Source organism: Streptomyces sp. NPDC001858 (genome assembly GCF_053594615.1).
The window spans coordinates 15,133-40,056 of the sequence record NZ_JBSFEV010000052.1; the positions used below are offsets into that span (position 1 = coordinate 15,133).

The 24,924-nt window shown below is 72.1% G+C and carries 21 protein-coding genes; 7 read left to right on the forward strand and 14 right to left on the reverse strand.

The window, feature by feature from the left end; translation table 11 throughout:
* Positions 1–45: 45 nt before the first annotated feature.
* The 5 genes from ACWCPF_RS40875 to ACWCPF_RS40895 form a co-directional block, all read right to left on the reverse strand.
* The gene (locus tag ACWCPF_RS40875; RefSeq protein ID WP_451050208.1) at positions 46–1,119 is read right to left on the reverse strand and encodes a right-handed parallel beta-helix repeat-containing protein; all 1,074 of its coding nucleotides are present in this window, start codon (positions 1,117–1,119) and stop codon (positions 46–48) included.
* Positions 1,120–1,306: 187 nt separating this feature from the next.
* The gene (locus ACWCPF_RS40880) at positions 1,307–3,454 is read right to left on the reverse strand and encodes a sensor histidine kinase (RefSeq protein WP_451050209.1); all 2,148 of its coding nucleotides are present in this window, start codon (positions 3,452–3,454) and stop codon (positions 1,307–1,309) included.
* 267 nt (positions 3,455–3,721) lie between these two features.
* Positions 3,722–4,927, reverse strand: coding sequence for a sugar ABC transporter permease (locus tag ACWCPF_RS40885; protein WP_451050210.1), 1,206 nt, complete (start codon positions 4,925–4,927; stop codon positions 3,722–3,724).
* A complete protein-coding gene (locus ACWCPF_RS40890) occupies positions 4,924–5,700 on the reverse strand; it encodes an ATP-binding cassette domain-containing protein (protein WP_451050211.1) in 777 nt (258 codons plus the stop codon). Before ACWCPF_RS40890 ends, ACWCPF_RS40885 begins: the two co-directional genes overlap by 4 nt.
* A gap of 80 nt (positions 5,701–5,780) precedes the next feature.
* Positions 5,781–6,869 (reverse strand): sugar ABC transporter substrate-binding protein, encoded by a 1,089-nt coding sequence (locus ACWCPF_RS40895; RefSeq protein WP_451050212.1) that lies wholly within the window; start codon positions 6,867–6,869, stop codon positions 5,781–5,783.
* Positions 6,870–6,990: 121 nt separating this feature from the next.
* On the opposite strand from ACWCPF_RS40895, the gene ACWCPF_RS40900 reads away from it, so the two are divergent.
* Together ACWCPF_RS40900 and ACWCPF_RS40905 are read left to right on the forward strand one after the other, a co-directional pair.
* Positions 6,991–9,354 (forward strand): SpoIIE family protein phosphatase, encoded by a 2,364-nt coding sequence (locus ACWCPF_RS40900; RefSeq protein WP_451050213.1) that lies wholly within the window; start codon positions 6,991–6,993, stop codon positions 9,352–9,354.
* Positions 9,351–10,445 (forward strand): sugar ABC transporter substrate-binding protein, encoded by a 1,095-nt coding sequence (locus tag ACWCPF_RS40905; RefSeq protein ID WP_451050214.1) that lies wholly within the window; start codon positions 9,351–9,353, stop codon positions 10,443–10,445. The genes ACWCPF_RS40900 and ACWCPF_RS40905 overlap by 4 nt, the downstream gene beginning before the upstream one ends.
* 10 nt (positions 10,446–10,455) lie before the next feature.
* Here ACWCPF_RS40905 and ACWCPF_RS40910 read toward each other — a convergent pair whose 3' ends face one another.
* Positions 10,456–10,749 carry a zinc-ribbon domain-containing protein gene (locus tag ACWCPF_RS40910; protein WP_451050215.1) on the reverse strand — a complete coding sequence of 98 codons (294 nt, stop codon included), beginning with the start codon at positions 10,747–10,749 and terminating at the stop codon, positions 10,456–10,458.
* A 234-nt stretch (positions 10,750–10,983) separates the two neighbouring features.
* Between ACWCPF_RS40910 and ACWCPF_RS40915 the strand changes: the two genes are divergently transcribed.
* A complete protein-coding gene (locus ACWCPF_RS40915) occupies positions 10,984–11,982 on the forward strand; it encodes a hypothetical protein (protein WP_451050216.1) in 999 nt (332 codons plus the stop codon).
* A gap of 114 nt (positions 11,983–12,096) precedes the next feature.
* Entirely contained in the window at positions 12,097–13,128 is a 1,032-nt protein-coding gene (locus tag ACWCPF_RS40920; protein WP_451050217.1) for a LacI family DNA-binding transcriptional regulator, read from the forward strand.
* Positions 13,129–13,146: 18 nt separating this feature from the next.
* On the opposite strand, the gene ACWCPF_RS40925 is transcribed toward ACWCPF_RS40920, so the two are convergent.
* From ACWCPF_RS40925 to ACWCPF_RS40940, 4 genes are all read right to left on the reverse strand, one after another.
* A complete protein-coding gene (locus tag ACWCPF_RS40925; protein ID WP_451050218.1) occupies positions 13,147–13,845 on the reverse strand; it encodes a LuxR C-terminal-related transcriptional regulator in 699 nt (232 codons plus the stop codon).
* A 191-nt stretch (positions 13,846–14,036) separates the two neighbouring features.
* Positions 14,037–15,410, reverse strand: coding sequence for a D-alanyl-D-alanine carboxypeptidase/D-alanyl-D-alanine endopeptidase (gene dacB / locus ACWCPF_RS40930; RefSeq protein WP_451050219.1), 1,374 nt, complete (start codon positions 15,408–15,410; stop codon positions 14,037–14,039).
* Positions 15,411–15,581: 171 nt separating this feature from the next.
* Positions 15,582–17,147: a hypothetical protein gene (locus ACWCPF_RS40935; RefSeq protein WP_451050220.1), complete on the reverse strand. Its 1,566-nt coding sequence runs from the start codon at positions 17,145–17,147 to the stop codon at positions 15,582–15,584.
* A 183-nt stretch (positions 17,148–17,330) separates the two neighbouring features.
* On the reverse strand, positions 17,331–17,906 hold the full coding sequence (locus tag ACWCPF_RS40940; RefSeq protein WP_451050221.1) for a hypothetical protein: 576 nt from the start codon (positions 17,904–17,906) through the stop codon (positions 17,331–17,333).
* A 338-nt stretch (positions 17,907–18,244) separates the two neighbouring features.
* Here ACWCPF_RS40940 and ACWCPF_RS40945 point away from each other — a divergent pair, with 338 nt between their 5' ends.
* Positions 18,245–18,538 (forward strand): DUF6355 family natural product biosynthesis protein, encoded by a 294-nt coding sequence (locus ACWCPF_RS40945; protein WP_451050222.1) that lies wholly within the window; start codon positions 18,245–18,247, stop codon positions 18,536–18,538.
* Between the two features lie 75 nt (positions 18,539–18,613).
* Here the strand turns inward: ACWCPF_RS40945 and ACWCPF_RS40950 are convergent, their stop codons facing one another.
* Positions 18,614–18,904: a hypothetical protein gene (locus tag ACWCPF_RS40950; protein WP_451050223.1), complete on the reverse strand. Its 291-nt coding sequence runs from the start codon at positions 18,902–18,904 to the stop codon at positions 18,614–18,616.
* A gap of 62 nt (positions 18,905–18,966) precedes the next feature.
* Positions 18,967–19,842 carry an alpha/beta fold hydrolase gene (locus ACWCPF_RS40955; protein WP_451050224.1) on the reverse strand — a complete coding sequence of 292 codons (876 nt, stop codon included), beginning with the start codon at positions 19,840–19,842 and terminating at the stop codon, positions 18,967–18,969.
* 161 nt (positions 19,843–20,003) lie between these two features.
* Between ACWCPF_RS40955 and ACWCPF_RS40960 the strand changes: the two genes are divergently transcribed.
* The gene (locus ACWCPF_RS40960; protein WP_451050225.1) at positions 20,004–20,972 is read left to right on the forward strand and encodes an alpha/beta hydrolase; all 969 of its coding nucleotides are present in this window, start codon (positions 20,004–20,006) and stop codon (positions 20,970–20,972) included.
* Positions 20,973–20,994: 22 nt separating this feature from the next.
* Positions 20,995–21,711 carry an alpha/beta fold hydrolase gene (locus ACWCPF_RS40965; protein WP_451050226.1) on the forward strand — a complete coding sequence of 239 codons (717 nt, stop codon included), beginning with the start codon at positions 20,995–20,997 and terminating at the stop codon, positions 21,709–21,711.
* An 87-nt stretch (positions 21,712–21,798) separates the two neighbouring features.
* On the opposite strand, the gene ACWCPF_RS40970 is transcribed toward ACWCPF_RS40965, so the two are convergent.
* The gene (locus ACWCPF_RS40970) at positions 21,799–22,740 is read right to left on the reverse strand and encodes a TIGR01777 family oxidoreductase (RefSeq protein ID WP_451050227.1); all 942 of its coding nucleotides are present in this window, start codon (positions 22,738–22,740) and stop codon (positions 21,799–21,801) included.
* 91 nt (positions 22,741–22,831) lie between these two features.
* Positions 22,832–24,832, reverse strand: coding sequence for a flavin monoamine oxidase family protein (locus tag ACWCPF_RS40975; protein WP_451050228.1), 2,001 nt, complete (start codon positions 24,830–24,832; stop codon positions 22,832–22,834).
* Positions 24,833–24,924 lie beyond the last annotated feature (92 nt).

Here is a 24,924-nt window from a genome sequence, read left to right on the forward strand (position 1 = left end):
CTTTCTCTGTGGGGGAGTCCCGGTGGGGGGACGAGACGGTCGGGGTCAGCACAGGCCGGCGGGCTTCGACGCCTTGCAGGTGTTGCCCACGAAGGTGTTGCCCTTGCCGGTGGTGTCCGTGTTCACCAGGTCGGCCGGGGAGTTGCCCCGCAGCTTGTTGTCGCTGATCCGGTTGCGGTCGCTGGTGGTGCCCACGAAGCTCTTGAACAGCACGACGCCGCCCGACAGCGGGGACTTGCCGACGTTGTCCTCGATGACGTTCCGGGTGATCAGGCTGTCCTCGGCGCCGGTCAGCACGATGCCGGAGCCCTGGAGGGCGTCCAGTCGGGCCGTCTTCGGGCAGGACTTGTTGTTGCGCACGATGCGGTTCTCGGCGACGGTCACGAAGCCGGCCTTGGGCTTGTTCTCGTCGCCGACGACGAACACTCCGGCGCAGTTGCCGGTGAGGTGGTTGTTCGCGACGGTGAGGTTGCGCAGCCGGCGCACGGTGACGCCGATCCGGTTGCCCTCCAGCCGGTTGTGCTCGACGACCGTCCCCTCGGAGTCCGTGGCGCCCAGCTCCTGGGTGACGCTGTTGGCGAGGAACAGCCCCGCGTCGCCGTTGTCGCGGGCGGTGTTGCCCCGGAACTCGCCGTGCCGGGACGCCTCCTGGGCGATGCCCCAGACCCCGTTCTTCACCGCGGTGACCTTGCGCACCGTCAGCGCGTCGGCGGCCATGGCGTAGACGCCGTTCTTGGTGAAGCCGGAGACGGTCAGGTTGGCGATGGTGACGTCCTCGACGGGGTGGGCCTTGGTGCCGGTGACACAGATGCCGTTGCCGCCCGCGGCGCAGGCGCCGACCGCCTTCTTGCCCTTCTTCTTGGCCGCCGGCTGGAGCACCGTGTCGCGGCCCATGCCGCGCAGGGTCAGCCCGTGCGTCTTCACGTCGACGCTCTCGCGGTAGCTGCCGGCGGCCAGCAGCACGGTGTCTCCGGGCCGGGCCCGGTCCACGGCCTGCTGGATGGAGTCCCCCGGCTGTACCAGATGGACCACGTGCGCGGGGGCGGGCGGAGCTGCGCCGAGCCCCGTACCGAGGAGCGCCGCCGTGCACGCCAGGTATGCGATATGGCATTTCTTCATATTGTGCACGCTATGACCGGATGGCCCGGGAACCGGTGAGATGGGCCATCCGGCGGCGTGTCCCTCGCAGAGCGCTCCGCGGGACGTGCCGCGCTGTGCCGTCGTTTGGCTGCGGCGCCGTCGTGGCTGGTCGCGCCCGCGCGGCGGAGCCGCATATGTCAGCGCCCCGCGCCCCTTCAGGGCGCGCTCAGTTCGAGGCGGGGCGCTGGCGCCGGGGAAGCCGGCGCGGCCGGACCTTTTCGGCCGGGGTCTCCGGGGCGGATCGCGCCCTGCCCGACTCGTCCTGCCACGACTCGAAGTCCGTGAACGCGTCGCCGGAGTCCAGCAGCCCCAGCGCCGCCGCGCCGCCCGGATACCGGGACGCCGGGACGGTCTTGACGAGCGCCAGGGCCAGGGTGTCGGAGTCGGGCTGGGCGTCGGGCGCGCGTTGGGCGATCGTGTCGGGCAGCATCACGAGGGAGGTGGTGCCGGACTGCTCGCCGGACGGGCGCAACTGGACGCGGATGCCGTGCCGTTCGGCGAGCCGGCCGACGACGAACAGTCCCATGTGCTGGGAGATGTCGACGTCCACGGTCGGCGGGTTGGCCAGCTTGTGGTTGATGACCGCGAAGTCGTCCGCCTCCAGGCCGATGCCTTCGTCATGGATCTCGATCATGATCCGGCCGTCGGGGAGCCGGACGGCGGTCACCTGCACCTCCGAGCGCGGGGAGGAGAACGCGGTGGCGTTCTCGAGCAGTTCGGCGAGCAGATGCACCAGGTCGGTCACCGCCCGGCCGTGGATGTGGGCCTCCGGGATGCCGGCGAACCGGATGCGCTCGTACTGCTCCACCTCCGACGAGGCCGCGCGGACGACGTCTACCAGCGGAAGGGGCTGGTTCCACTGCTGGGCGGGTGTCTCGCCGCCGAGCACCAGGAGGTTCTCGCCGTTGCGGCGCACGCGGGTGGCGAGGCTGTCCAGCCGGAAGAGGTTCTCCAACTGGTCCGGGTCGGTCTCGTTGTCCTCCAGGCTGGTGATCAGCGTCAGTTGACGCTCGATCAGGGACTGGGTGCGGCGCGAGAGGTTGGTGAAGATCGCGTTGATGTTGCCGCGCAGCAGGGCCTGTTCGGCGGCGAGCCGGACGGCCTCGCGGTGGACGTGGTCGAAGGCCCGGGCCACCTCGCCGATCTCGTCGGTGGTGTCGATCGCGATCGGGGTGATCCGGGTGTCCACCTGGCCGGGGTCGGTCTGCGACAGCTGGTCGATCAGGGCCGGCAGCCGCTGGCCGGAGATCTCGATGGCGGAGGCGCTGAGCCGGCGCATGCCGGTGCTCATCGTGCGGGCCACCCAGGAGGCGAGGAGGAACGCGGCGAGCACCGCGGCGAGCACGAGCGCGGCGTTCACGATGGCGTCACGGCGGGCGTCGTCGGCGATGTCCTGGGCGCTCGCGAGCGCGGTGTCGGTGAGGTTCACCTGAATGCCCCGGTAGGCGTCGAAGCCCAGCGTGGACGCGGCGAAGAACGACTCGGGGGTGATGCCCTGCGCGGCCAGCTCGGCGGGCGGCTTCCCGCTGGAGATCTCGGTGATCATCACGTCGATGCCGGGCGGGGTGACGAACGTCTGCCCCGCCGCCTCGGCCTTCGCGGCGGCGTCGGCGGTCTGCTGCTTCCCCTTGGCCTCGGCGTCGGCCAGCGCCTGCTGGAGCCGCGCCATGTCCTGGGTCGTGCCGGCGCCCGCGAACTCCTGGAGCCCGACCTGCTCCAGGTAGGCGTAGGAGCGGAACGAGGCGAGCTGGGCCTGGAGTTCGCCCTGGGCGAGGCCGTCGCGGTCCTCCACCAGCAGGTGCGTGCCGATGGACCGGATCAGGGACTCGGCCGCCTGGGTGAGGGAGATGGTGTAGAGCGTGCGGCCGAAGCTCGTCTGGTTGGAGCTGCCGAAGCCGAGTTCGTTCGAGATCTCCATCAGGGGGTGCTGGATGGTGTGGTAGCTCTCCTCGGTCTGCACCCCGGACATCCGGGGGGTGAACGCGGCGCCCCGCACGGCGGCGAGCTGCTTCTCGCCCTTGCGCACCAGCTGCACGCGGCGCAGGAGTCCGGAGGTCTTCGGCATCCGGGCGACCGCCGCGTCGAACGCCTGCGCGTCCGAGTCGGTGGTCTTCCGGGCCTGGACGACCGGGTCCGTCGCCTTCTTCTCCGTGAGCAGCGGGATGACCGAGACATCGCGTTCGTTGATCGCGTCGCTCGCATATTTGTTCGCCGCCTGGACCAGTTCGGCCACCCGGACCGCGTCGTCGGCGTCCTGCCAGGTGTTGACGGAACGTTTCACCCGGGCGCCCCCGAGCACGAGGGCGACGAGCACCGGGAGCAGCAGAACGGCCCGTAGCCGCCTGCGTACCGGCCAGTTGCGGGTGAGGGACCTTCTCCGTCCCTCCGTTGCGGGTGAGTTGTTCGGCACAGTTGTCCTATCGCCTCTGGATCGCCGCGCGCATGACGCGCCGGCACCCCTCAGTACGACGCGTCTGCGGCACTGTGTTCATTTTCGGCCAAAAGAATGGTGCAACTTTCACCCAAGTGATCGGGCGTCACAGTACGCCGAACGCCCGCTTCGGCGGGCAGGACACCCCCGTCAAGCCCGTCCGTGGGCCTCCTGGGTGCGGCGTGACAGTGCGTCGATGACGACCGCGGCGAACAGCACCCCGCCGGTGATGACGAACTGGACGGCCGGGGGAGTGTCGGTGATGGCCATCCCCGAGGCGATCGACTGGATGACCAGCATGCCGAGCACCGCCGACCAGGTCGTGCCGCGCCCGCCGAACAGACTGGTGCCGCCGATGACGGCCGCCGCGATGGCGTTGACGAGCAGCACGCCCGAACCGGAGCTCTGGCTCACCGAGGTGATGCGGGAGGCGAGGAACAGGCCGCCGATCGCGGCCATCGTGCCCGAGGTCGCGAGTACCGCCGTCTGCACCCAGGTCACGTTGAGGCTGGCGCGGCGGGCGGCCTCGACGCTGCCGCCGAGCGCGTAGACCTGCCGGCCGTAGCGCGTGCGGCGGAGCAGGACGTCGAGGCCCGCCACCACCGCCAGGAAGATCAGCAGGGCGAGCGGCAGGCCCTGGAAGCGGTTGAGCAGATAGGCGATGGTGAACGCGACCGCCGCGAGACCGCCGGTGCGCACCACGATGTCGCTCAGCGAACGGTGCGGCATGCCGACCGCCCTGCGCCGCCGCCGGTCCCGGTCGGAGACGAGGAAGACCGCGCCCACGGCGAGCGCCGCCAGGCTGTAGGCGACGGCGTCCTGGGTGAAGTAGTAGCTGGTCAACCGGGCGACCAGACCGTCCTCGTCGAGGTTGACGGTGCCGCTGTCGCCGAGGACGGCGAGCATCAGGCCGTTCCAGGTGAGCAGCCCGGCGAGCGTGACCACGAACGCCGGCACCCGGGTCCGGGCGATGGAGTAGCCCTGGACGGTCCCCGCGGCGGTGCCCGCGAGCACCGCCATGATCAGCGCCAGCCACTCCGGCACCCCGTTGTTCACGTTCAGCACCGCGAACACGGCCGCCGCCAGGCCGCTGACCGAGCCCACGGACAGATCGAGCTCGCCGAGCAGCAGCACGAAGACGATGCCGACCGCGATCAGCCCCGTCCCCACGATGTCCACGCTCAGGTTGGACAGGTTCCGGGGCGAGAGGAAGTTGTCGTTGAGGGACTGGAAGGTGATCCAGACGACGGCCAGGACGAGGACCACGGGGAGCGACCCCAGTTCGCCGGCGCGCAGCTTGCGCCGGAAGACCGTCGCCGCGCTCCGCACGCCCCGGACGACGGCCCCGGTGCTCATTCCCACCCCGCCTCCCGGGCGGCCGGACGGCGGGGGACGTTCTCGGTGGCGCCGGTGATGGACGAGACGATCTGCTCCTGCGAGGCGGTGTGCACGTCGAAGAAGCCGTTGTTGCGTCCCAGGCGCAGCACCGCGGCGCGATCCGCGAGCGCCTTCACGTCGCCCATGTTGTGGCTGATGAGCAGGACGCCCAAGCCCCGGTCGCGCAACCGGTCGACCAGGTCGAGGACCTCGGTGGTCTGCTCGAAGCCCAGCGCAGCGGTCGGCTCGTCCAGCAGCAGGACCCGCGGGTCGCCGAGGAGTGAGCGGGCGATGGCCACCGTCTGCCGCTGCCCGCTGGACAGCGAGACCACGGGGCCGCGCAGATCGGGCAGCCCCTTGGTCAGCCGCAGCAGCAGCTGCCGGGTGCGGCGCTCCATCTCCATCTCGTCGAGGAACCCGAACCTGCGGATCTCCCGGCCGAGGAACAGGTTCCCGACGACGTCGAGGTTCCCGCACAGCGCGAGGTCCTGGTAGACGGTGGCGATGCCCAGGTCCCGGGCGTCGTGCGGGCGTCTGATGTGGACCGGCCGGCCCTGCCACTCGATGACGCCCCGCTCCGCCGGGGCGACCCCGGAGATCACCTTGACCAGGGTGGACTTGCCGGCCCCGTTGTCCCCGAGCAGCGCGACGACCTGGCCGGCGTGGAGCTCCAGCTCGATGTCCGTGAGGACCTCGACGACGCCGAAGCGCTTGCAGACGCCCCGCAGCGCCAGCAGCGGAGGACTCGGCACGGCGACCAACTCCTTCCCGAGGGCGGGCCGCCGATGCGGCGTCAGAGGTTTCCGGGTCGGAGCCCGGGTCGGAGTCCGGGTCAGAGGAGTCCGGCCTCGGCGCAGGCGGCCCGGAGCTCGGGAGTGCAGATCTGCTGGACGGTGTGCAGACCGTCCTTCACGACCGTCTGCGCGATGTTGCCGACCGTCACCGACACCGGGGTGAGCAGCACGGACGCGACCGCCTGGCCGCCGCGGGTCGGCACCTCGCCGGTGGCCACCGGCTCCAGGCTCTGCCCGCGGGCCGCCGCCACGGCCATCGCGCCGCCCGCGGCCGCCTCGGGCCCGAACGGCTTGAAGACCGTCATGTACTGCTCGCCGCCGACGATCCGGCGCACCGCCGAGAGCTCCGCGTCCTGCCCGGTGACCGGGGGCAGCGGGGAGACCTTGTTCGCCTTGAGCGCGGCGATGCTCCCGCCGGCCAGGCCGTCGTTGGCCGCGTAGACCCCGTCGATGGCGTCGGCGCCCAGCGCGGCCACGGCCCCGGACATGTTCATGTGCGCGGTCTCCGCCCGCCACTGCGGGGTGTCGTAGGCCTTGCCGATCTTCACCTGCCCGCTCAGCACGGACAGCGCGCCCTTCTTGAACGCCTTGGCGTTGGGGTCGCTGAGATCGCCGTTCATCATGACGATCTGGGCGCCGGGCACCTTGTCGCCCATCGCCGTCAGCAGGGCCCGGCCCTGCAGCCGGCCGACCTCCACCCCGTCGAAGGAGACATAGCCCGAGATCGGGCCCTCGGCGAGCCGGTCGTAGGCGATGACGGGGATGCCCGCCTCGTGCGCCTTGGTGACCGCCGGGCCGAGCGAGCGGGCGTCCACCGCCACCAGCACGATGGCGTCGACGCCCTTGGTGACCATCGAGTCCATCTGTTCCTGCTGCAGGGCGACATCGCCCTTGGCGTTGGTGTCCTCGACCACGCAGGTGTCGCACAGCTCCTCGATCCTCTTCTCCAGCAGGGGTCTGTCCTGTGCCTCCCAGCGCGCCGTGGTGGCGTCCGGCAGCAGCAGGCCGATGCGCGGTCCCTCCTCCCCGTCGGAGTCGGTCCCGGCATCCGCCCCGCAGGCCGCCAGGACGACCGCGGTGGAGAACGCGGTCACCGCGGCAGCTGTGTCCCGTATGCAGGCCTTCATCTGCGATACCTGTCATAGATGACAATAAGGTGGATATGTTCGGTTGATCCGTATATGCGATTCTGGTGGGTGGGTGCGTCGATCTCAACCGGTCGGCACCTGCGGCAGGACGGGAGGTACGTTGCGGACATGCCTCGACCGGGCCCTGACCTTCGCCGGAGCGACCCTGGCAGCGGTCTACGCGCCCAGTGCCGGCACCGAAGAGCTTCGGTTGGTGGACGCGTCCGGAGGCACCCCTTCCGGAGCAGGCCCGCCGGAGCGCCTCCCGCTGTCCGGTGACTCGCCCGCGGCCCGCGCCTTCCGCACCGACCACCCCCTCTGGCTCACCCCCGAGGCCCCGCCCGAAGCCCTGCCCCTCGGCGCGCTCCCCCTCGGCCCGCAGGGCGGACGCCTCGGCTGCCTGCTGGTCCTGAGCGCCACCCCGGAGGGCTTCGAGAACGAGCAACGCCGCTTCCTGGAGCGCTACGCCGACGCGGTCGCAGGCCTCCTGCGACCGGGCGCCGACCCGCCGACGCCGACCCCGCTGCTCGGCCCCGCCCTGCGCAACCTGCGCGTCGGCTCCTTCGTCCTCGTCCCGGACACCGGCCTCATCGACGCCGACGACACCCTCCTCGAACTGGTGGGCATCACCCCGGACGACTTCGACGGCAAGGCCGACACCCTGCTCTCCCACGCCCTCCCCGAGGACATGCACGCCCTCATGTCCGTCCTGGAGCCCTCCGCCGAGGACTCCGGCCGACGCGACCTGGAGTTCCGGGTGCGCGGCCCCGCCGGCGAGATGCGCTGGCTCAGCCTGAGCTGCCGGGTTGCCGCGGACGCCGCCGACGGACCGGATCAGCTGGTCGGCGTGGTGACCGCGACCCCCGTCCTGCGCCGCGGCGGCGACGACGTCTCCCGCATCCAGTGGCTCACCGCCGCCCTCGACGACGCCGCGACCGTCCGGGACGTCGGCCGCGTCGTGGTCGCCGCCCTGCGCGAGCCGCTGGCCGCCGACCGCGTCGCCCTCGCCGCACTCCAGGACGACCGGCTCATGGTCACCGTCCTCGACCCGCCTCAGCCCAGCGCCTGGCCGCCGACCTGGCGCTCCGAGTGGCGCACCGAATGGCCCGACGCATCCCTGCGCGCCCTGCCCACCCTCCAGGCCGCCATGCGCGACGGCCGCATGGACCTCTGGCCCGCCGGCACGCTCCTCGAACCCGGCCTGGCCGGCATCGGCACCGGCGGACTCGCCGTCCTGCCGCTCCCCGCCAAGGGCCGGGTCGCCGGCGTCTGCCTGGTCGGCTGGGACCGGCCGCACGACTTCGCGCCCGAGGAACGCTCCCTGCTCACCGCCACCGCCGCCCTCGTCGGCCAGGCGCTCAAACGCGCCCACGCCCACGACGCCGAGCAGGAACTCGCCACCATGCTCCAGCGCAGCCTGCTGCCCCGGCGGCTGCCCGAACTCCCCGGCGGCACCGCCGTCGCCCGCTACCTGCCCGCCCGACGCGGCCTCCAGGTGGGCGGCGACTGGTACGACGTCATCGCCCTCTCCGAGGACCGGGTCGCCCTGGTCATCGGAGACGTCCAGGGACACAGCGCCGGAGCCGCCACGATCATGGGCCAGATGCGCACCGCGGTCCGCGCCTACGCCATGGAGGGCCACCCGCCCGACGTGGTCGTCTCGCACGCCAACCGGCTCCTCGTCGGCATGGAGACCGACCTCTTCGCCACCTGCTGCTACGCCGAACTCGACATGGAGGAGGGCAACACCCTCTTCGTCCGCGCCGGCCACCTCGCCCCCATGCTGCGGCTGCCCGACGGCGACACCGAGGAGGTCGAGGTCGCGGGCGGCCCCCCGCTGGGCATCCTGGCCGAGGCCGAATTCCCCATGACGGCCGTCGAACTGGCCCCCGCCACCGTCCTCGCCCTGGTCACCGACGGCCTGGTCGAGGCCGCCGACCTCCCCCTGGACGAGGGCATGCGCCGCACCCGCGTCGCCCTCGCCGCCGCCGACCCCGGCGACCTCGGCAAGATGGCCGACGAACTCCTCGGCGACGCCGGCCGCCGGGAGGACGACGTGGCGCTGCTGCTCCTGCGCTACGACGGCATGACGACCCGGCCCATCCGGGCCGGCTGGATGGTGTGGCGGCTGCCCGACGCCGTCATGCACGCCCGCCGTTTCACCGCCCGCACCCTGCGCCGCTGGAACATCCCGGAGACGGGCGACGCCGTGCTGCTCGTCGTCTCCGAACTCGTCACCAACGCCCTCGTGCACACCCAGGGCCCGGTGCGGCTCGACCTGATCCTGCGCGGCGACCGGGTGCGGGTCTGCGTCAGCGACTCCTCGCCGCGCGCACCCGCCAAGCCCGTGATCGTCGACTGGGAGTCGACCGGCGGCCGGGGCCTGCTGCTGGTCGAGGCCATGTCGGAGTCCTTCGTCACGGTCCCGGTGGCCGGCGGCAAACAGGTGTGCAGCGAGATCGCCGTACCGGGGGCAGAGCCATGAGGAACCGTCCGAACCGTCGCAGGCAACTCGTCGCCGTGCTCGCCGCGGCACTCCTCGCGCTGCCCCTCGCCGCCTGCGGGGGAGACGAGGAGCCGACCGCGGAGGACGGCTTCACCGTCGGCCTGCTGCTCCCCAGCCGCGCCGTCCCCCGCTGGGAACACGCCGACCGGCCGCTGATCCAGTCGAAGCTGAAGACGCTGTGCCCCGACTGCACGCTGGAGTACGCCAACGCCGAGAACGACGTGACCAGACAGCGCCAACAGCTGATCTCCATGGTCACCAAGGGCGCCGAGGTGCTGATCCTCGACGCCGCCGACACCCGGGCGATGCGCTCCTCCATCGAGGAGGCGCGCCGCGCGGGCGTCCCCGTCATCGCCTACGACCGCCTCGCCGAGGGCCCCATCACCGGCTACGTCAGCTTCGACGGCCGCCAGGTCGGCCGACTCCAGGGCCAGGCGCTCCTGGACGCCATGGAGCAGCGGGGCGAGGGCCGCGACATCGTCATGGTGAACGGCGACCCCACCAGCCCCAACGCGGCCCTGTACCGGAACGGCGCACTGTCCGTGCTCGCCGGTCACGTGAGGATCGGCAGGTCCTACGACACCCTGGACTGGAGCACCCAGAACGCCCACACCAACATGTCCGCCGCCATCGCGGCCCTGGGCCCGGACCGGATCGACGGCGTCCTCGCGGCGAACGACACCATCGCGGCCGGCGTCGTCGCCGCCCTCAAGAGCGCCGGCGTCACCGACTTCCCGCCCGTCACCGGCCAGGACGCCGACCTCGACGCCGTGCGGCGCATCGTCAAGGGCGAGCAGTACATGACGGTGTACAAGCCGTTCGAGAAGGAAGCGGCCGCCGTCGCCGCCATGGCCGTCGCCGCCGGCCGCGGCGAGGACCCCCGCGACAGCGCCACGACGACCGTCGACAGCCCCACCGACGACGACATCCCGGCGGTCCTGCTCACACCGGTCCCCGTGACGGTCGACGACATCGAGCCGATCCTCGTCGAGGACGGCCTCTACACCGTCGCCCAGATCTGCACCCCGCACCTGCGGGCCGCCTGTGACCGGGCCGGACTCACCCCGTAGGCAGCCGCCCTCACCGCTGGTACGGCTGCTGCTGCGGCTGCCCGTACGCCTGGCCCCCGCCGACGCCGCCCGCGCCCTGCGCCGACAGCTGGTCGGCCTGCTCCTTCGTCACCTTCTGCTCCGCACCGCAGAACGTGCACTGCGTCGCGTACTTCGTCGAGATCGGGAACAGCGGCACGAAGAACAGCGTGAACTTCGTGACCCGCTTCCTGAGCGTGTGCGCGGCAGGGTTGCCGCACTGCCCGCACACCAGCGTCAGTATCGCCAGCTGGTAGAGGTATCCCTTGGTGCCGAAGATGATCACGCTGCTCTTCTTTCTGGCCGATGATCCGATTTCTGGACGATGATCCGAGAACGGTGCTCCGCACGGCCCAGTCTGGCGCATTCGGCGTCACTCGCGTGAGCCGCAGGCGGCTCCAAGCCCTGCGCCACGCGGGCGACCTCCCGGCCGCGACTGCGGCGGTCGCAGCCGGCGCACAGCCATGGTCGTCTGGCCGCCGCACCGCGGCGCTTCCCGCTCCCTTTCAAGGAGAGGTTCATGCCCCGACTCACCCGGTCGGCGGGCGTCACCGCCGCCGTTCTCGCCCTGGGCCTGCTCGCTGCCGCGCCCGCCCCGGGCGGCGAGCCGCCCGTCACCGACCCACGCGTGGTCGCCCACTTCGACTTCGCCGCCGGACAGACACCGGAGAACATCGCACTCGAACCCGACGGCTCCGCCGACCTGACCTTGTCGAGCGCCAGACAGGTCGCCAACATCAGCCGCAGCTACGGCACGCGCATCCTCGCGACCCTGCCCGCCGTGGCGAACCCGCACACCCCCGTCGTCGGCAGGGCCATCGTCGTCGGCATCGTCCGCGCCTACGACGGCACCCTCTACGTCAACTACGCCACCGGCACCCGCGAGACCGGCATCTGGCGCATCCCCCGCGGCGGCGGCGCCCCCCGGCAGATCGCGCAGCTGCCGCCGAACGGATTCCCCAACGGCCTCGCCCTCGACGAACGCCGGGGCGTGTTCTACGTGGCGGACTCGGTGCTGGGCACCGTCTGGCGCGTCCCGCGCTCGGGCGGCACCCCCCGGGCATGGGCCACCGGAACCGCGCTCGCCCCGAGCACCGCGCCCCACACGGGCGACAGGCCGCCCGCGGCCGGCGTCGGCGCCAACGGCCTGCGGATCCACCGCAACGCCGTATGGGTGTCCAACTCCGCCACCGGCACCCTGCTGCGCATCCCGGTACGCCAGAACGGCTCCGCCGCCGCGATCCAGACCCGGGCCACCGGCCTGTACGGGATCGACGACTTCGGATTCGTCCAGCGCTACCGCGACACCGCCCTCGTCGCCCTGACCGGGGCCAACCAGGTGGTCCTGGTGCGCCCGGACGGCACCCACACGGTCGTCCTGACCCGACAGGACGGGCTGTCCAACCCCACCTCCGTGGCCGTCCGCGGCCGCACCGCCTACGTCCCGAGCGCGGCCTACTTCACCCGGCAGGACCCCAACCTCCTCCTGGCCGACGTGCACCAGCGGACCCGCGGCTAGCCTTTCGGAAAGGTACGCGGGCGTGGCCCCGGGACCACCGACGGTCGCGGGGCCACGCGGGGAGCGGGGCGCCGGGCGGCCGGGGTGCCGTGCGGGTTCTTCGAGGAGGCACAGGTGGGCGAGGCCGATTCCACACGTCACCGGGAGGGTGCGCCCAGGCGCCCCCGGCTGGAGGACGTGGCCGCGCGGGTGGGCGTCTCCACCGCCTCGGTGTCCCTGGTGCTGCGGGGGGTGGCCGGCCCGAGCGAACGGACCCGGCAGCGGGTCCTGAAGGCGGCCGCCGACCTCGGCTATCAGGTGGACCGCACGGCCAGCATGCTGGCCAGCCGCCGCACCCGGCTGCTCGGCGTCATGGTCGACATCCACAGCCCGTTCCACGCCGAACTCGTCGAGGAGCTGCACACGGCCGCCGAGGACGTCGGCTACGACCTGGTCCTGAGCACCCTCACCCGCACCCGCGACGAGCGCACCGCCGTGGAGACGCTGCTCGCCTTTCGCACCGAGGCGCTGATCCTGCTCGGCCCGACCGCCCCCGCCGACGAGCTCGCCGTCCTCGACCGCAGATCACCGGTCATCGCGGTGGGCCGCCGGATCGCGGGCGCGGGCCTGGACGTGGTGCGCACCGCGGACGACGACGGGGTGGGGCAGATCGTCGATCACCTGGTCGGCCTCGGACACCGGGAGATCGTCTACGTCGACGGCGGCAAGGGCGTCATCGCCACCGACCGGCGGCGCGGCTACCGTACGGCCATGCGCCGGCACGGCCTCGACGCCCAGGTCCGGGTGGTGCGCGGCGACCACACCGAGGCGGCCGGCGAACGCGCGGCCCGTCAGCTCCTCGACGGCGGCGCTCTGCCCACGGCCGTCGTCGCTTTCAACGACCAGAGCGCGATCGGCGTCCTCGCCGCCTTCGCCCGGGCCGGCGTCTCCGTCCCGGGGCAGATCTCCGTGGCCGGGTACGACGACGACACGCTCTCCCGGCTGAGCTGCTTCAACCTGACGACCGTCAGCCAGCGGGCCCGCGAACAGGCCCGATACGCCGTGACGGCCGCCGTGGAACGCCTCGACCAGGGCCGGACCGAGTTCCGCGAGGTCGTCCTCACCCCGCGGCTGGTCCTGCGCGACTCGACGGCCGAGCCCGGCTGAGGGGCGGCCGGTGTCGGGTCAGGCGGCCGGGTGCACCAGGCCGTACTCGTAGGCGAAGGCGACCGCCTGGACGCGCGCGTGGGCGCCGATCTTGGCGAGGATATGGCTCACATGCGACTTGACCGTGGTCGGGGCGATGCACAGCCGCGCGGCGATCTCCGCGTTGGACCAGCCGGAGGCGACGGCGAGCAGGACGTCGCGTTCGCGCTCGGTGAAGGCGTCGAGCCCGACCGTGCGCTTGTGGTGCAGCGGGGTGCGCTCGTGGCGCACGGTGTCGATGAGCGCGCGGGTCAGTTCGGGGGTGATGGCGGCGTCTCCGGCGGCCACCGCCCGGATGGCCGCGGTCAGTTCGTCGGTGGTGGCGTCGTCGAGGAGGAAGCCGCCGGCGCCCGCGCGCAGGGCGGCGTAGGCGTAGCCCTGGTCGCCGGTGGAGGTCACCACGAGCACCCGGGGCGGGCGCTCGGCCGCTTCGGAGTGCTTCCCGACCGCCGTGAGGTGCGTCGGCCGCGCGATCCGGCGGATGGTCGGGATGTCGTCCGACTCGGACCGGGGGCCGCTCATCAGGACGACGTCGGGCCGGAGCGCGGCGCTCAGGCGGATCGCTTCGGCTCCGCTCGCCGTGTCGCCCACGACGGTCAGGCCGGGCTCGGCGTCCAGCAGCATGCGCAGGCCGAGGCGCTGGAGGGACTGGTCGTTGACGATGAGTACGGAGGCCATGGTTGTCGTTCTCCATGCGGTGGGGGAAACACCTATGAACGAAACGGTTTCGTTCACTTGGTGAGAGCCTAGTCCTCGGATTCATCGAAACGGCGTCGTTTCTCCGGTGGCTTCGGTCACATCGGAAAAGACAGGAGAGGGCCGGCATCTGTGACGCCGGCCCTCGCCGCCTGCCGCGGCCGTCCGCTCGGTCAGGCCCAGCAGCCGTTCACGGTCGCCGCGAGCCCGTCCATGGCGTCCTTGATGTCGTTCGCGCCGGCCGTGGAGCCGTTCTCGATGAACGAGAAGACCTTCCACTTGCCGTCCTTGCCCTGTGTCAGGCCGCTCAGCGCGATGGCCCCGGTGAGCGTGCCGGTCTTCGCGTGCACCTTGCCGACCGCGCAACTGGAGTTCACGTCGTCGAAGCGGCCCCACTCCGGGCCGAGGGTGCTGCCGGCCTCACCGGAGACGGGCAGTCCGTCGAGGATGGAGCCGAGAGTGCCGGCGTAGCGGGGCTGCGTCAGCAGTTCGAGGATCTCCGCGAGGGTGGCGGCCGGGATGCGGTCCGCCCGGGACAGACCGCTGCCGTCGTACATCTCGAAGTTCGCCAGCGACACGCCGTAGCGCACGCTCAGCACCTGGCGCACGACCTCGGCGCCGGCCTCGAAGGTGGCCGGACGGTCCGCGCCCAGCGCGGTCATCCGCAGCAGGGTCTCGGCGATGTTGTTGTCGCTGGTCTTGAGCATCGTGTGGACGATGTCCGACAGCGGCGCCGAGGTGTGCCGGGCGACCGGCACGTCCGTCTTGCTCGCGGTGGCGCGGGCGACTGTGCCGTGCACGGTGATCCCGGCCGCGGTGAGCCGCTTGGCGAAGGCCTGCCCGGCGTCCAGGGAGGTGTCGTCGACGCCGTGCCCGTCCACGACGAGCGCGCGCACGGGCGCGACGGAGTCGGGGTAGTAGCCGGTGTTCCAGCCGTTGGCCAGGGTCGGCGCGGGGAACAGGCTGTCGTCCACGGCGACCTTCACCGACGTCAGACCGGCCGCCTTCAGCCCGGCGACCGCGGTGTTCGCCAATTCGGCGAGGTCGGCGGCGGTCAGGGTCCGGTCGCCGCCGCCGACGAGGGTCAAGGTGCCGTTGCCGTAGACGACGTCCGTGGTGAATCTGTGGTCCGGGCCGAGCACGGTGAGGGCGCCGGTCGCCGTGGCGAGCTTGACGTTGGAGGCGGGCATCAGCGCGGTCGCCGCGTTGTGGTCCCACAGCGTGTCGTCCGACTCCGCGTCGAGGACCACGCCGCTGACGTTCGAGCCCAGCCGCTGGTCGAGGACCCGCGTCTGAAGGTTCGTGACCATCTGCTGGTCGTCCTCGTCCAGCGTCCGACCGGACGCGGTGTCCTTGGCCGTCGTGCCGAGGCCCTTCTCGGCGGCGAACGCCGAGGTGCCGGCCAGGGCCGCGGAGGTGAGGGGCAGGGCGAGGGCGAGCACGAGGGCTCGCCGCACACCGGCACTGCTCTGCTTGGCCTTGCGGTGTCGGCGGTTACCGCCCGGAACAAAGGAACTCACAGGGGATTCCACCGTAATGTCGTTCATATGGAGCATCTCAAGGCTTTCGTGTGGGGTGCTCTGCACAAGAGACTCTGCACAAGAGAATTCCGCCGCACCTTATCACCCGTCATATGTGACCCATGGGTAGCGAATTCACGGTTGACGGATATTCAGCAGGCGGAATCCCTCGGCATTTCCGGTCTCTTCACTCCCGGTTCAGGAGAGCGACCCCAGGCTCTGCGTCGTGTAGGCGCATTCCGTGTAGATGTAGCCCGATTCGAGCTTGGCCGTGTCCGAGGCGGGCGAGTCGAGGCCGTCCTTCGGCTTGTGCAGGAAGTATGTAGTGCCGACCGGCAGACTGATCGTGCGCTCCGGATAGTTCCGGCTGCTGTTGCTGCACGGTTCGAAATTCGGGTCGAGCGTGCTGGAGAACGAGTACGCTTTGCAGCCGCCGCAGCCCTTGAGGGTGAAACTCCCGGTGACCGGACCCGTGTAGAGGACGGTGATCTCGTCGGGGCTGTCGTTCTGCACCGTGACCGAGATGCTGCCGCCCGTGCGGTTCGTCGGCAGTTTCTTGCCGGCGGCCGGCACCGTCTGGGCGATCTCCGCCGCTATCGCGATCTTCCTCGCCAGCGCCACGTTCTTGGCGGTCTTGTGGCCGGAGACGTACTCGTTGATGGTCTCCTGGGCCGACTCGAAGTCGCCGTCCCGGTACTGGTCCACGGCGCAGTTGTACGTGCCCGTGCCCGCGCTGGTCCTGGCCCGCTGGGCGTCCTTGGTGAGGGCGGCTCCCACGTCCGCCTGCTCGGAGGGCACCGCGTCGATCTGGGAGCCGAGGGTGTTCAGGTTCTCGACCGCCGTGCAGGGGTCGGCGCCGCCCAGGGCCTTCTGCGCCTTCACCACGGCGGCGGCCACGGCCGGTTCGGCCTTCTGGGCCTGCGGCGACTCGGGGAAGGTGGTCAGCAGCTCCCCGAACTGCGCTCCCCAGGTCGACTCGCCCGCCGTGAGCGCCGTCGACGCGCACTCGAACAGCGAGGTGGCCAGCCGGTCGTCGGGCCAGGACCTCAGCGACCCGAGATCCGTGTCGGGCAGGCTCTTGGGCACCGTGCGCAGATACTTCAGCGGCTCCGTCGCCCCGCAGTAGTCGCCCTGCGCGTAGGGGGCGCCGACCGTCGTGTAGAAGGTCTTCATCCGGGCGGGCACCTTCTCGGCGGCCCGCGAGCCGGGGTGGTCGTCCGTCAGGTCCGCGTACGCCGTCAGCGCCTTGCGGTAGTCCGACTTGGCCGTGTCGAAGGACTTCTCGCCGGCGCTCTGCACCAGCCGGTCCGCCTCTTCGAGCCGGTCGAGCAGCATCTGCTGCGTCGCCTCGTCCCGCGCGCTGTCGTACAGCACGACGCCGCCGGCCGGCACGACGAGCAGGACCAGTCCGAGGCCGAGCGCGAGCGGCGCCTGCCGCAGCCCGGCCAGCGGGGTGCGCAGGCCCAGCCGCGCACCGTGCGCCGCCGCCGCGGCGAGGAACAGCAGATACAGCACGAGCGCGAGGCCCGGGACGCCGTCCGGGTCGGCCGGCAGTGCCACGAACAGCAGGACGGCGGTGGCGGCCCAGCACGCGACCATGAGGATCCAGCGGCGCAGCAGCGCGTACCCCAGGCCCAGACCGCTGAGGTTGAGCACGGCCGCCGCGACGGCCCGTGCGCCGTCCGCCGGGGCCGGCGGCGGCGTCGGCGGCATGGGCGGAACGTTGAAGGTGTAGTCGTATCTGCCGTACTGGTCCCCCGACATGGCGGCTCCCCCCGGATCAACTGCTCGCGCACATCTGCGATTTGTCAGTGTACGGGCGAGGAGGGGGACGTCGACAGGGTCAGCATTGGTTCCGGTGCCGGGATCAGCGCCGGAGCGGACAGCCGGCCGGGCCGCCACGCGGGGAGAGCGTGGCGGCCGCGGCTGCTATCGCGTCAGGCATGGTCAGGCCACACCCCCCACCGTCTTCTTGCGGCGCAGGGCGTAGATGCCGGTGCCGGCGACGGCGAGGACGCCGAGTCCGGCCGCGGTCGCCGAGGGCGAGGCGAGGGCGCCGCCGCCGGTGTGCATGCCGCCGCTGGGCTTGTCGTGCTCGTCCTTGCTCCAGCCGCCGTTCTCTTCCTTGCCGCCGCCCCAGGACTCCTTGTCCTTCTCGGAGTCCTTGTCCTTGTAGGTCTCCGGGTCGTACTTGGGGTCCTTGGCGCTGTCGCTGTTGTCGTTCACGAAGGCGAGGTGACCGCCGCCGGTGTGCATGCCGCCGCTGGGCTTGTCGTGCTCGTCCTTGCCGTGGTCTTCCTTGCCGTGCTCGTCCTTGCCGTGCTCCTCCTTGCCGTGTTCGTCCTTGCCGTGCTCTTCCTTGTCGGAGGAGGAGTCGTCCTTGCCGTACGAGGAGCTGTCCTCCTTGCTGTAGGAGGAGTCGTCGTGGTCCGTGTCACCGGCGGCCGCGTAGACGCCGGGGGCGCCGATGGCGAGGGCGGCGGACGCCGCCGCGGTGGCCAGGATCATGCGAGCAGAACGCATCTGATGGTCCTTCCGTCACGGCCGGGCAGCCGACGCCTCGTCAGCTGACAAGACCCGGCCTGACGTGATCCACCGTCAGCCAGCCCGGGCCGCGCCACCACTCGGGGCGCTCACCCGGGTGAACGGGCCCCGCCCTGCCCGAGATCCGGGCCGCCGAGTCGTCGTTCCCTGAAGATCCACTCCATCGGCGTAGCGACGAAACGATTCGCGGGGTGAACACGGCGCGCTGTCCGATCACCGCGAGGAGAGCGCCACGATCCTGGGGCAGGCATCCCGCCGATCAGCGGACCTGGGCTTTTCCGGGTTCTGATCCCTTATTTCCGGCAAGGAGTCGTACTTTGCGTGTTCGTCGTTCGGTGCTCGGCACCATCGGTTCCGTCGCTCTCGTGCTCACCTCTCTGGGTGCGCTGACCGCCGCCACCGCGGGTCCCGCGGCCGCGGACCCGTGCGGGTTCTACGAGACCAGTTCCGACGCCTACTACAACCACTGCACGTCCGACGGTTCCCGGGTGGTCATCAAGGTCGAGGTCGCCCTGGCGCCCGACTACGAGCGGTGCGTGGGACCCGGCACGGTCTGGCTCGGCTCCGCGAGCAGGATCCAGGGCGCCTACTACACCGGCCGGACCTGCTGACGAGCGGTCACCTCCGCCTGCCGGGGGCCCGGGACGACGCCGTCCCGGGCCCCCGGCGTCCGTGGCGGGCCCGGGTCAGACGAAGTCGTTTAGGATGTCGGCCGGACGGGGCTCGAGGCGGACCACCTCGCCGACGTACCGGACGACGCCCTGCACGAACGCGCCGCTCTTCGCGGCGAGCAGCCCGCCGCTGTCGGCGAACCGGTCCCGCAGGACTGTCTCCATCCGGTCGAGGGAGCCGGGGGAGTAGTCCCAGAGCTCCCCGGGACCCGCCTCCCGCGCCCAGCCGGCGAACCCGGCGGCACGCCGGTCGAGCCGCCGCACCAGTTCCGGACGGTCCGCGCCCGGCGCCGGCGACGACGGCAAGCCCACCCCGCCGGCCCATGACCCGGACGGCGACCTCGCCGACACCGGCGCCGGGCTTTGGCTCACTCCAGGACGCTCAGCAGGCGGTCGGCGAACTCCTTCGGGGACTCCACCGCTCCGAGGTGGCCGCCCGGGAACTCGACGAGGTCGCACCCGAGGAGCTGCGCGAGCCGCTCGGCAGGTCCGTACAGGGGGAGTTGGCGACGCGAGTCGTGCCCCGCGGCCGGCACCAGCTTGTGGGCCACCGGCCGCAGCGCCGCGAGGTCGGGCAGGGCCGAGGAGAACGGGCGCAGGACGCGGCCCAGGAAGACGGGCAGGTTGGCGTGCATCCGCACGGCCATCTCCTGGATGCCGGGCGGCAGTTCGGTGGGCGACCGCGCGGGCTCCTGCCGCACGGCTCCGTCCGCCAGGCCCGCACCGAGCCGGGCCATGGCGGGGCCGGCTCCTGCGGCGCGGAAGATCTCGTGCACCTCGGCGAACAGCGCTCGATGCGGGGCGGGATCCGCCAGCAGTTCCAGCAGCGGCGGTTCGTGCGCGACGACCCGGCGCAGCCGCTCCGGATGCCGGGCCAGCAGCTCGACCGCGACGACCGCCCCGGAGCTGCAACCGAGCACGACCGCGTCGTCGTCGGGGGAGAGCAGATCGAGCAGCCGGCGGGCGTCGTCGCTCCACACCCGGACCTGTTCTTCGGGTGCGGCGGCTGCGTCGGTGCGGGGTGTGTCCGCCGGGTCGTCGAGCGGGCTGCGGGACAGTCCGCGCGGGTCGTACGAGACGACCGTGTACCGGGCGGCCAGCTCCGGGGCCATGCCCGCGTACAGCCCGGCGTCCCCGGCGCCGCCCGGGATGAGCAGCAGGACCGGGCCGCTGCCGAGCGTCTCGTAGTGGAGGGTGGCGCCGGGCACCTTCAGCGTCGCTTGGGTCGCATACGGTGAGTTCACGTTCCTAGTATCTCTAGGTTTTTAGCTAGGGCAACCAGGTTTTGGTTCGTCCAGTGCGCTTGGAGAACAGCGGCGGTGCGCGGGTGGACAAGATGGTCGTACGTGGCAGATTTACGGTGAGGGGGCAAGACAGCGCACATCGAGAAACCGCAGGAGATTCCATGTCCGACGTCGTCGAGCCGGTCACGCCGGTGCTCGAGCCCGAGGCCGCCGCGTTCGCCGAGGCGACCGCCAACCCGCCGTACCTCTTCGACCTCGCTCCGGCGGAGGGGCGCAAGGCCGTGGACGAGGTGCAGTCGGGCGAGATCGACAAGCCCGCGGTCGACGAGGAGTGGATCACCGTCGAGGGCGGGCCGACGGGCAGCGTCCGCGCCCGGATCGTCAAGCCGGCCGGCGCCGTGGGCACCCTGCCGGTGATCCTCTACATCCACGGCGCGGGCTGGGTGTTCGGCAACGCCCACACCCATGACCGGCTGGTGCGCGAACTCGCCGTCGGCGCCGAGGCCGCGGTCGTCTTCCCCGAGTACGACCTCTCGCCCGAGGCCCGCTACCCGGTCGCCATCGAGCAGAACTTCGCGGTCGCCCGGTGGATCGTCCAGGAAGGCGCGACGAAGGGGCTGGACGCCGCCCGGATCGCCGTCGCCGGTGACTCGGTCGGCGGCAACATGACCGCCGCCCTGACCCTGATGGCCAAGGAGCGCGGCGGCGTCCCGCTGGTGCAGCAGGTGCTGTTCTACCCGGTCACCGACGCGAGCTTCGACACCGGCTCCTACCGCCAGTTCGCCACCGGCTACTTCCTGCGCCGCGACGGCATGCAGTGGTTCTGGGACCAGTACACGACCGACGAGGCCGAGCGCGCCCAGATCACCGCGTCCCCGCTGCGCGCCACCACCGAGCAGCTCACCGGCCTGCCGCCGGCGCTGGTCATCACGGGCGAGGCCGACGTCCTGCGAGACGAGGGCGAGGCCTACGCCAACAAGCTGCGCGAGGCCGGCGTCCCGGTCACCGCGGTGCGCTTCCAGGGCATCATCCACGACTTCGTGATGCTGAACGCGCTGCGCCGGACGCACGCCGCCGAGGCCGCGATCACCCTGGCCGTCGGCACCCTGCGCGACGCCCTGCACGTCTGACCTCTCAGGAGAGAGCGGCACCATGACCACCACCCCCACCGTCGTCCTGGTCCACGGCGCGTTCGCCGACGCGGCCAGTTGGTCCGGCGTCATCGCCGAGCTCCAGGGCCAGGGCATCCCCGTGATCGCCCCGCCCAACCCCCTGCGCGGCCTCGCCTCCGACGCCGCCTACATCGCCTCGGTCGCCGCGCAGATCGACGGCCCCGTCGTCCTCGTCGGCCACTCCTACGGCGGCGCCGTCATCACCGTCGCCGGGGCCGCGGAGAACGTCGTCGGCCTCGTCTACGTCGCCGCGTTCGTCCCGGAGAAGGGCGAGAATCTCGGCGAGCTGCAGAGCCGCTTCCCGCTGTCGTCGCTGGGCGCCAACCTCAAGGAGTGGACGTACCCGGTGCCGGGCGGCGACCCGGCCGTCGAGGTCACCATCGCCCAGGACGCGTTCCCGTCGGTGTTCGCCGCCGACGTGCCCGCCGATGTCACCAGGGTCCTCGCCGCGGCCCAACGCCCGCTGGCAGCCGCCGTGTTCGGGGAGCCCGCGGGCGCGGCCGGCTGGCGGACCAAGCCGTCCTGGGCGTTGATCGCCGGCGCGGACGACGCGATCAACCCCGAGGTGGAGCGCTTCGGCGCGGAGCGGGCCGGGGCGACCGTCGTCGAGCTGGAGAGCGCCTCGCACGCCGTGATGGTGTCCCAGCCGAAGGCGGTCGCGGACCTGATCCGCGAAGCGGTGCGCGCGACCAGCTGATCACGCACCCCGGCTGACCGCCGTGCGGACGAGGGCCCTTCGCCCACGGCCGCACGGCGGCGCTGCCCGAGTCACGTCCGGCCGCCGTCAGCGACCCCGCACCCGTCGTGCGAGGTCGGCGGCGGCCGCCGGCCACTCGGGCCGGTCGAAGGCGAATCCCGCGTCGAGCAGCCGCCCCGGGACGACGCGCCGGCTCTTGAGCAGCAGTTCGGTGTCCGAGCGCAGCGCGAAGGCGCCGAGCTCGGCCATCCACTTCGTCGCGGGCAGGCCCACCGGGACGCCCCACGCCTGGCGCAGGGCGCGCATGAACACGCGCTGCGGCAGTGGGGCGGGGGCGGCCAGGTTCACCGGTCCGGCGAGGTCGTCCCGTGCGACGAGGAACTCGACCGCGCGGACGAAGTCCTCGTCGTGGATCCACGACACGTACTGCGCGCCGCCCGCGACCGGGCCGCCGAGCCCGAGCCGGACCAGCCGCAGCAGCACGTCGAACACCCCGCCCCGGTCGGGGCTCATCACCATCGCGGACCGCAGCGCCACCTTGCGGGTGCGGGGCGTGTCGGCCTTCTCCTGTTCCCGCTCCCAGGCGGTGGCGATGTCGACGCTGTAGGCCCAGTAGCCCGGGACGCCGGGTTCGGCGCCGCCGATTCTGCCGGTGGCCTCGTCGTTGGGGGCGTCGAACCGGTGGGCGTAGACGGTCGCCGTGCTCATCTGGAGCCAGACCCGGGGCGGCCGCGCCGCGGCGGCGATCGCCTCGCCCACGACCCGGGCGGAGTCCACCCGGGACTCCATCATGTCCCGCAGGTTATCGGGGGTGTAGCGGCAGCTGACGCTGCGGCCGGCCAGATTGACCACGACGTCGCTGCCGTCGATCGCCTTCGCCCAGGGGCCGAGCGTGCGGCCGTCCCACCGCGCCTCGCCCCGGCCGGCCGGCCGCCGGCTGAGCACCACGACCTCGTGTCCGGCCGCGGTCAGCGCGCGACGCAGGACGGTCCCCACCTGTCCGGTCCCGCCGGGCAGCACGATCTTCATGGGCGGCGTCCCCTCCTCGTACGACCTCGAAAGCCTGCGTGGAGACGACCCTACCCCCTATTTGAACGTGTTCAAAACATGCTTCGGGGTCTTACGCCCGATGCGCCTCCAGTGCCGCCCGCACCCCCGACTCCAGCGCGCCCTCGATCCACGACGGCTTGACCGAGGTGTGGTCGCCCGCGAAGTGCAGCGGGCCCTCGGGGGCGCGGATGGCGCCGAGCAGCTCCGTGTGCTGCCCCGGGAGCAGGACGGACGCCTCCCCGTAGGCGTACGGGTCGCGCAGCCAGCTCTGGGTGCGGCCCACGCCCGTGCAGAAGACCTCGACGCGCTGCCCGTAGACCTGCTGGAGCCCGCGCAGGGCGTGCGCGTAGCGGGCGTCGTCGTCGAGCGAGTCCCAGCGGGAGGCGTCGTCGGCCCAGCTGTAGGAGGCGAGGACGACACCGCCCTCGCTGCCGTCGATCGGGTGCGAGGGGTTGATCATGAACCGGTTGGAGTTGTCGGAGACCGAGCCCCCGCCCACGATGTGCGCCGCCTCCGGCTGATCGCGGGCGGCCCACCGGTTGGCCGCGTAGTGCACCCGCTGCCCCGCTGAGATGTGGCCCGGCGGCACGGACGGATGCGCGCCGAGCAGACTCCCGTCGGCCGGCGCCTTCCCCGCCTGGTACTCCTCGTACAACCTCGGCCGCACGGCGTCCAGTTCGCGCTTCCACTCCGCCTCGGTGAACTCCCACCAGCGGCGGCCGAACTCCAGCAGCACCTTGGTCGCGCTGTCGTAGTGCAGCTCCGCGACGGCCCGTCGCTTCTTGTACGACATCAGCGGGCTGACCTGCACCTGCCGCAGCCCCGAGAACGGCACCGTGACGATCGCCAGATCCGCGGTGAACTCCTCGCGCACGATCTCGCCGCCGCGCCCCTCGGAGACGGTGTCGATCCATACGTGCGGCCCCTCGGCGCGCACCTGCGAGGTGTCGTCCGCGCCCTGCCGGTCCGGCGCCCAGTACTCGATGCGCGTCGCGCGCCGGTCGAGCCGCAGCACGTCCGAGACCTCCTTCAGCAGCGCGTCCGGGAGCATGGCCGTGCCGCCGACCAGCTCCCAGAACTCGGTGTCCGGGCTGATCAGCGAGGCGCTGATGAAACTGTGGATGAACGACAGCGGCAGCCGGGAGGTGAGGTTCTCCAGGGTGCCGAGGAGATCGACGGTGCGTTCGTCCAGGCGCGCCTCCTCGGTCAGGAACCGGTACATGGACCAGTCCCCGAACCGCTGCACGACCCGCGCCCACCCCAGCACCCGCTCCGGCAGCGGCTTGTCGACCCGCTTGCCGTCGGCGCCCCGGGTGCTGAACTCGTCGCGCACCGGGTCCAGGGCCTCGCGCAGGATCGTCGAGGACGGGGTGTCCCAGTACTTGCGGGGCACCCCGAAGGAGCGGTTGACCCGGCGCGGCGAGGCCGCGTACGCGGAGCGGCGCATCCGGACGCCGTTGACGTGCAGCCAGGCGTTGTTGACCGGTTTGCCGTCCGCGTCGACGTCCACGAGGTGGAACCGGCGCTTCTCGACGCCCAGCCGGGCGATCAGGCCCATCACCAGCGGGTGGCTGCCGGGGATCCGCATCGCGCCCGCCTCCGCGTACAGGCGGGCGTCGGCGAAGGCCTGCGGCGCGTGCTCGTGCCCGCCGGTGCGGAAGGTCTTGATCCGGCCGCCGACCCGGTTGCCGTTGGCCTCCACGAGCGTGACGCGGTGCCCGGCCCGCTTGAGCAGCCAGGCGGCCACCAGTCCGGCGGGCCCGGCGCCGATCACGAGCACCTTCTTCGCGGCGCCCGTCTTCGCCCGGGGCAGACCCTGGTCGAGGATCTTCGCGTACCCCGGCACGAGCGGCCGGTCGTCCTCGTCGACCACGAGCAGCGCGCGGGCCACGGCCAGGCAGGTCGCCCAGTCCGCGGTGGACTCGGGCGGACAGTCGGCCTGTCGGGGGAGAGCGGCCCCGGCCGGGGCGGCGGAGGCCGCCAGCGCGGCGGCGGCTCCGGCGCCGGCGGTGGCCGTGAACCGGCGACGGGAGAGCCGCCCCGGGTCTGCGGAAGTGCGGTAGATGTCCATGTGCCCTGGATAGGGGGCGCATGGGGGGCCTTCGGCGGGGTCGCGCGGATCATCACCTGAACGTGTAAGCGCATTGTCGCGGGCGTGCTCCC

Coding starts and splice junctions, on each gene's coding strand:
- ACWCPF_RS40895 (WP_451050212.1), bottom strand. CDS start 6,869: ATGAAGGCCTGCATACGGGACACAGCTGCCGCGGTGACCGCGTTCTCC.
- dacB (WP_451050219.1), bottom strand. CDS start 15,410: ATGAACGACATTACGGTGGAATCCCCTGTGAGTTCCTTTGTTCCGGGC.
- ACWCPF_RS40915 (WP_451050216.1), top strand. CDS start 10,984: ATGCCCCGACTCACCCGGTCGGCGGGCGTCACCGCCGCCGTTCTCGCC.
- ACWCPF_RS40965 (WP_451050226.1), top strand. CDS start 20,995: ATGACCACCACCCCCACCGTCGTCCTGGTCCACGGCGCGTTCGCCGAC.
- ACWCPF_RS40940 (WP_451050221.1), bottom strand. CDS start 17,906: ATGCGTTCTGCTCGCATGATCCTGGCCACCGCGGCGGCGTCCGCCGCC.
- ACWCPF_RS40960 (WP_451050225.1), top strand. CDS start 20,004: ATGTCCGACGTCGTCGAGCCGGTCACGCCGGTGCTCGAGCCCGAGGCC.
- ACWCPF_RS40875 (WP_451050208.1), bottom strand. CDS start 1,119: ATGAAGAAATGCCATATCGCATACCTGGCGTGCACGGCGGCGCTCCTC.
- ACWCPF_RS40905 (WP_451050214.1), top strand. CDS start 9,351: ATGAGGAACCGTCCGAACCGTCGCAGGCAACTCGTCGCCGTGCTCGCC.
- ACWCPF_RS40925 (WP_451050218.1), bottom strand. CDS start 13,845: ATGGCCTCCGTACTCATCGTCAACGACCAGTCCCTCCAGCGCCTCGGC.
- ACWCPF_RS40975 (WP_451050228.1), bottom strand. CDS start 24,832: ATGGACATCTACCGCACTTCCGCAGACCCGGGGCGGCTCTCCCGTCGC.
- ACWCPF_RS40935 (WP_451050220.1), bottom strand. CDS start 17,147: ATGTCGGGGGACCAGTACGGCAGATACGACTACACCTTCAACGTTCCG.
- ACWCPF_RS40885 (WP_451050210.1), bottom strand. CDS start 4,927: ATGAGCACCGGGGCCGTCGTCCGGGGCGTGCGGAGCGCGGCGACGGTC.
- ACWCPF_RS40970 (WP_451050227.1), bottom strand. CDS start 22,740: ATGAAGATCGTGCTGCCCGGCGGGACCGGACAGGTGGGGACCGTCCTG.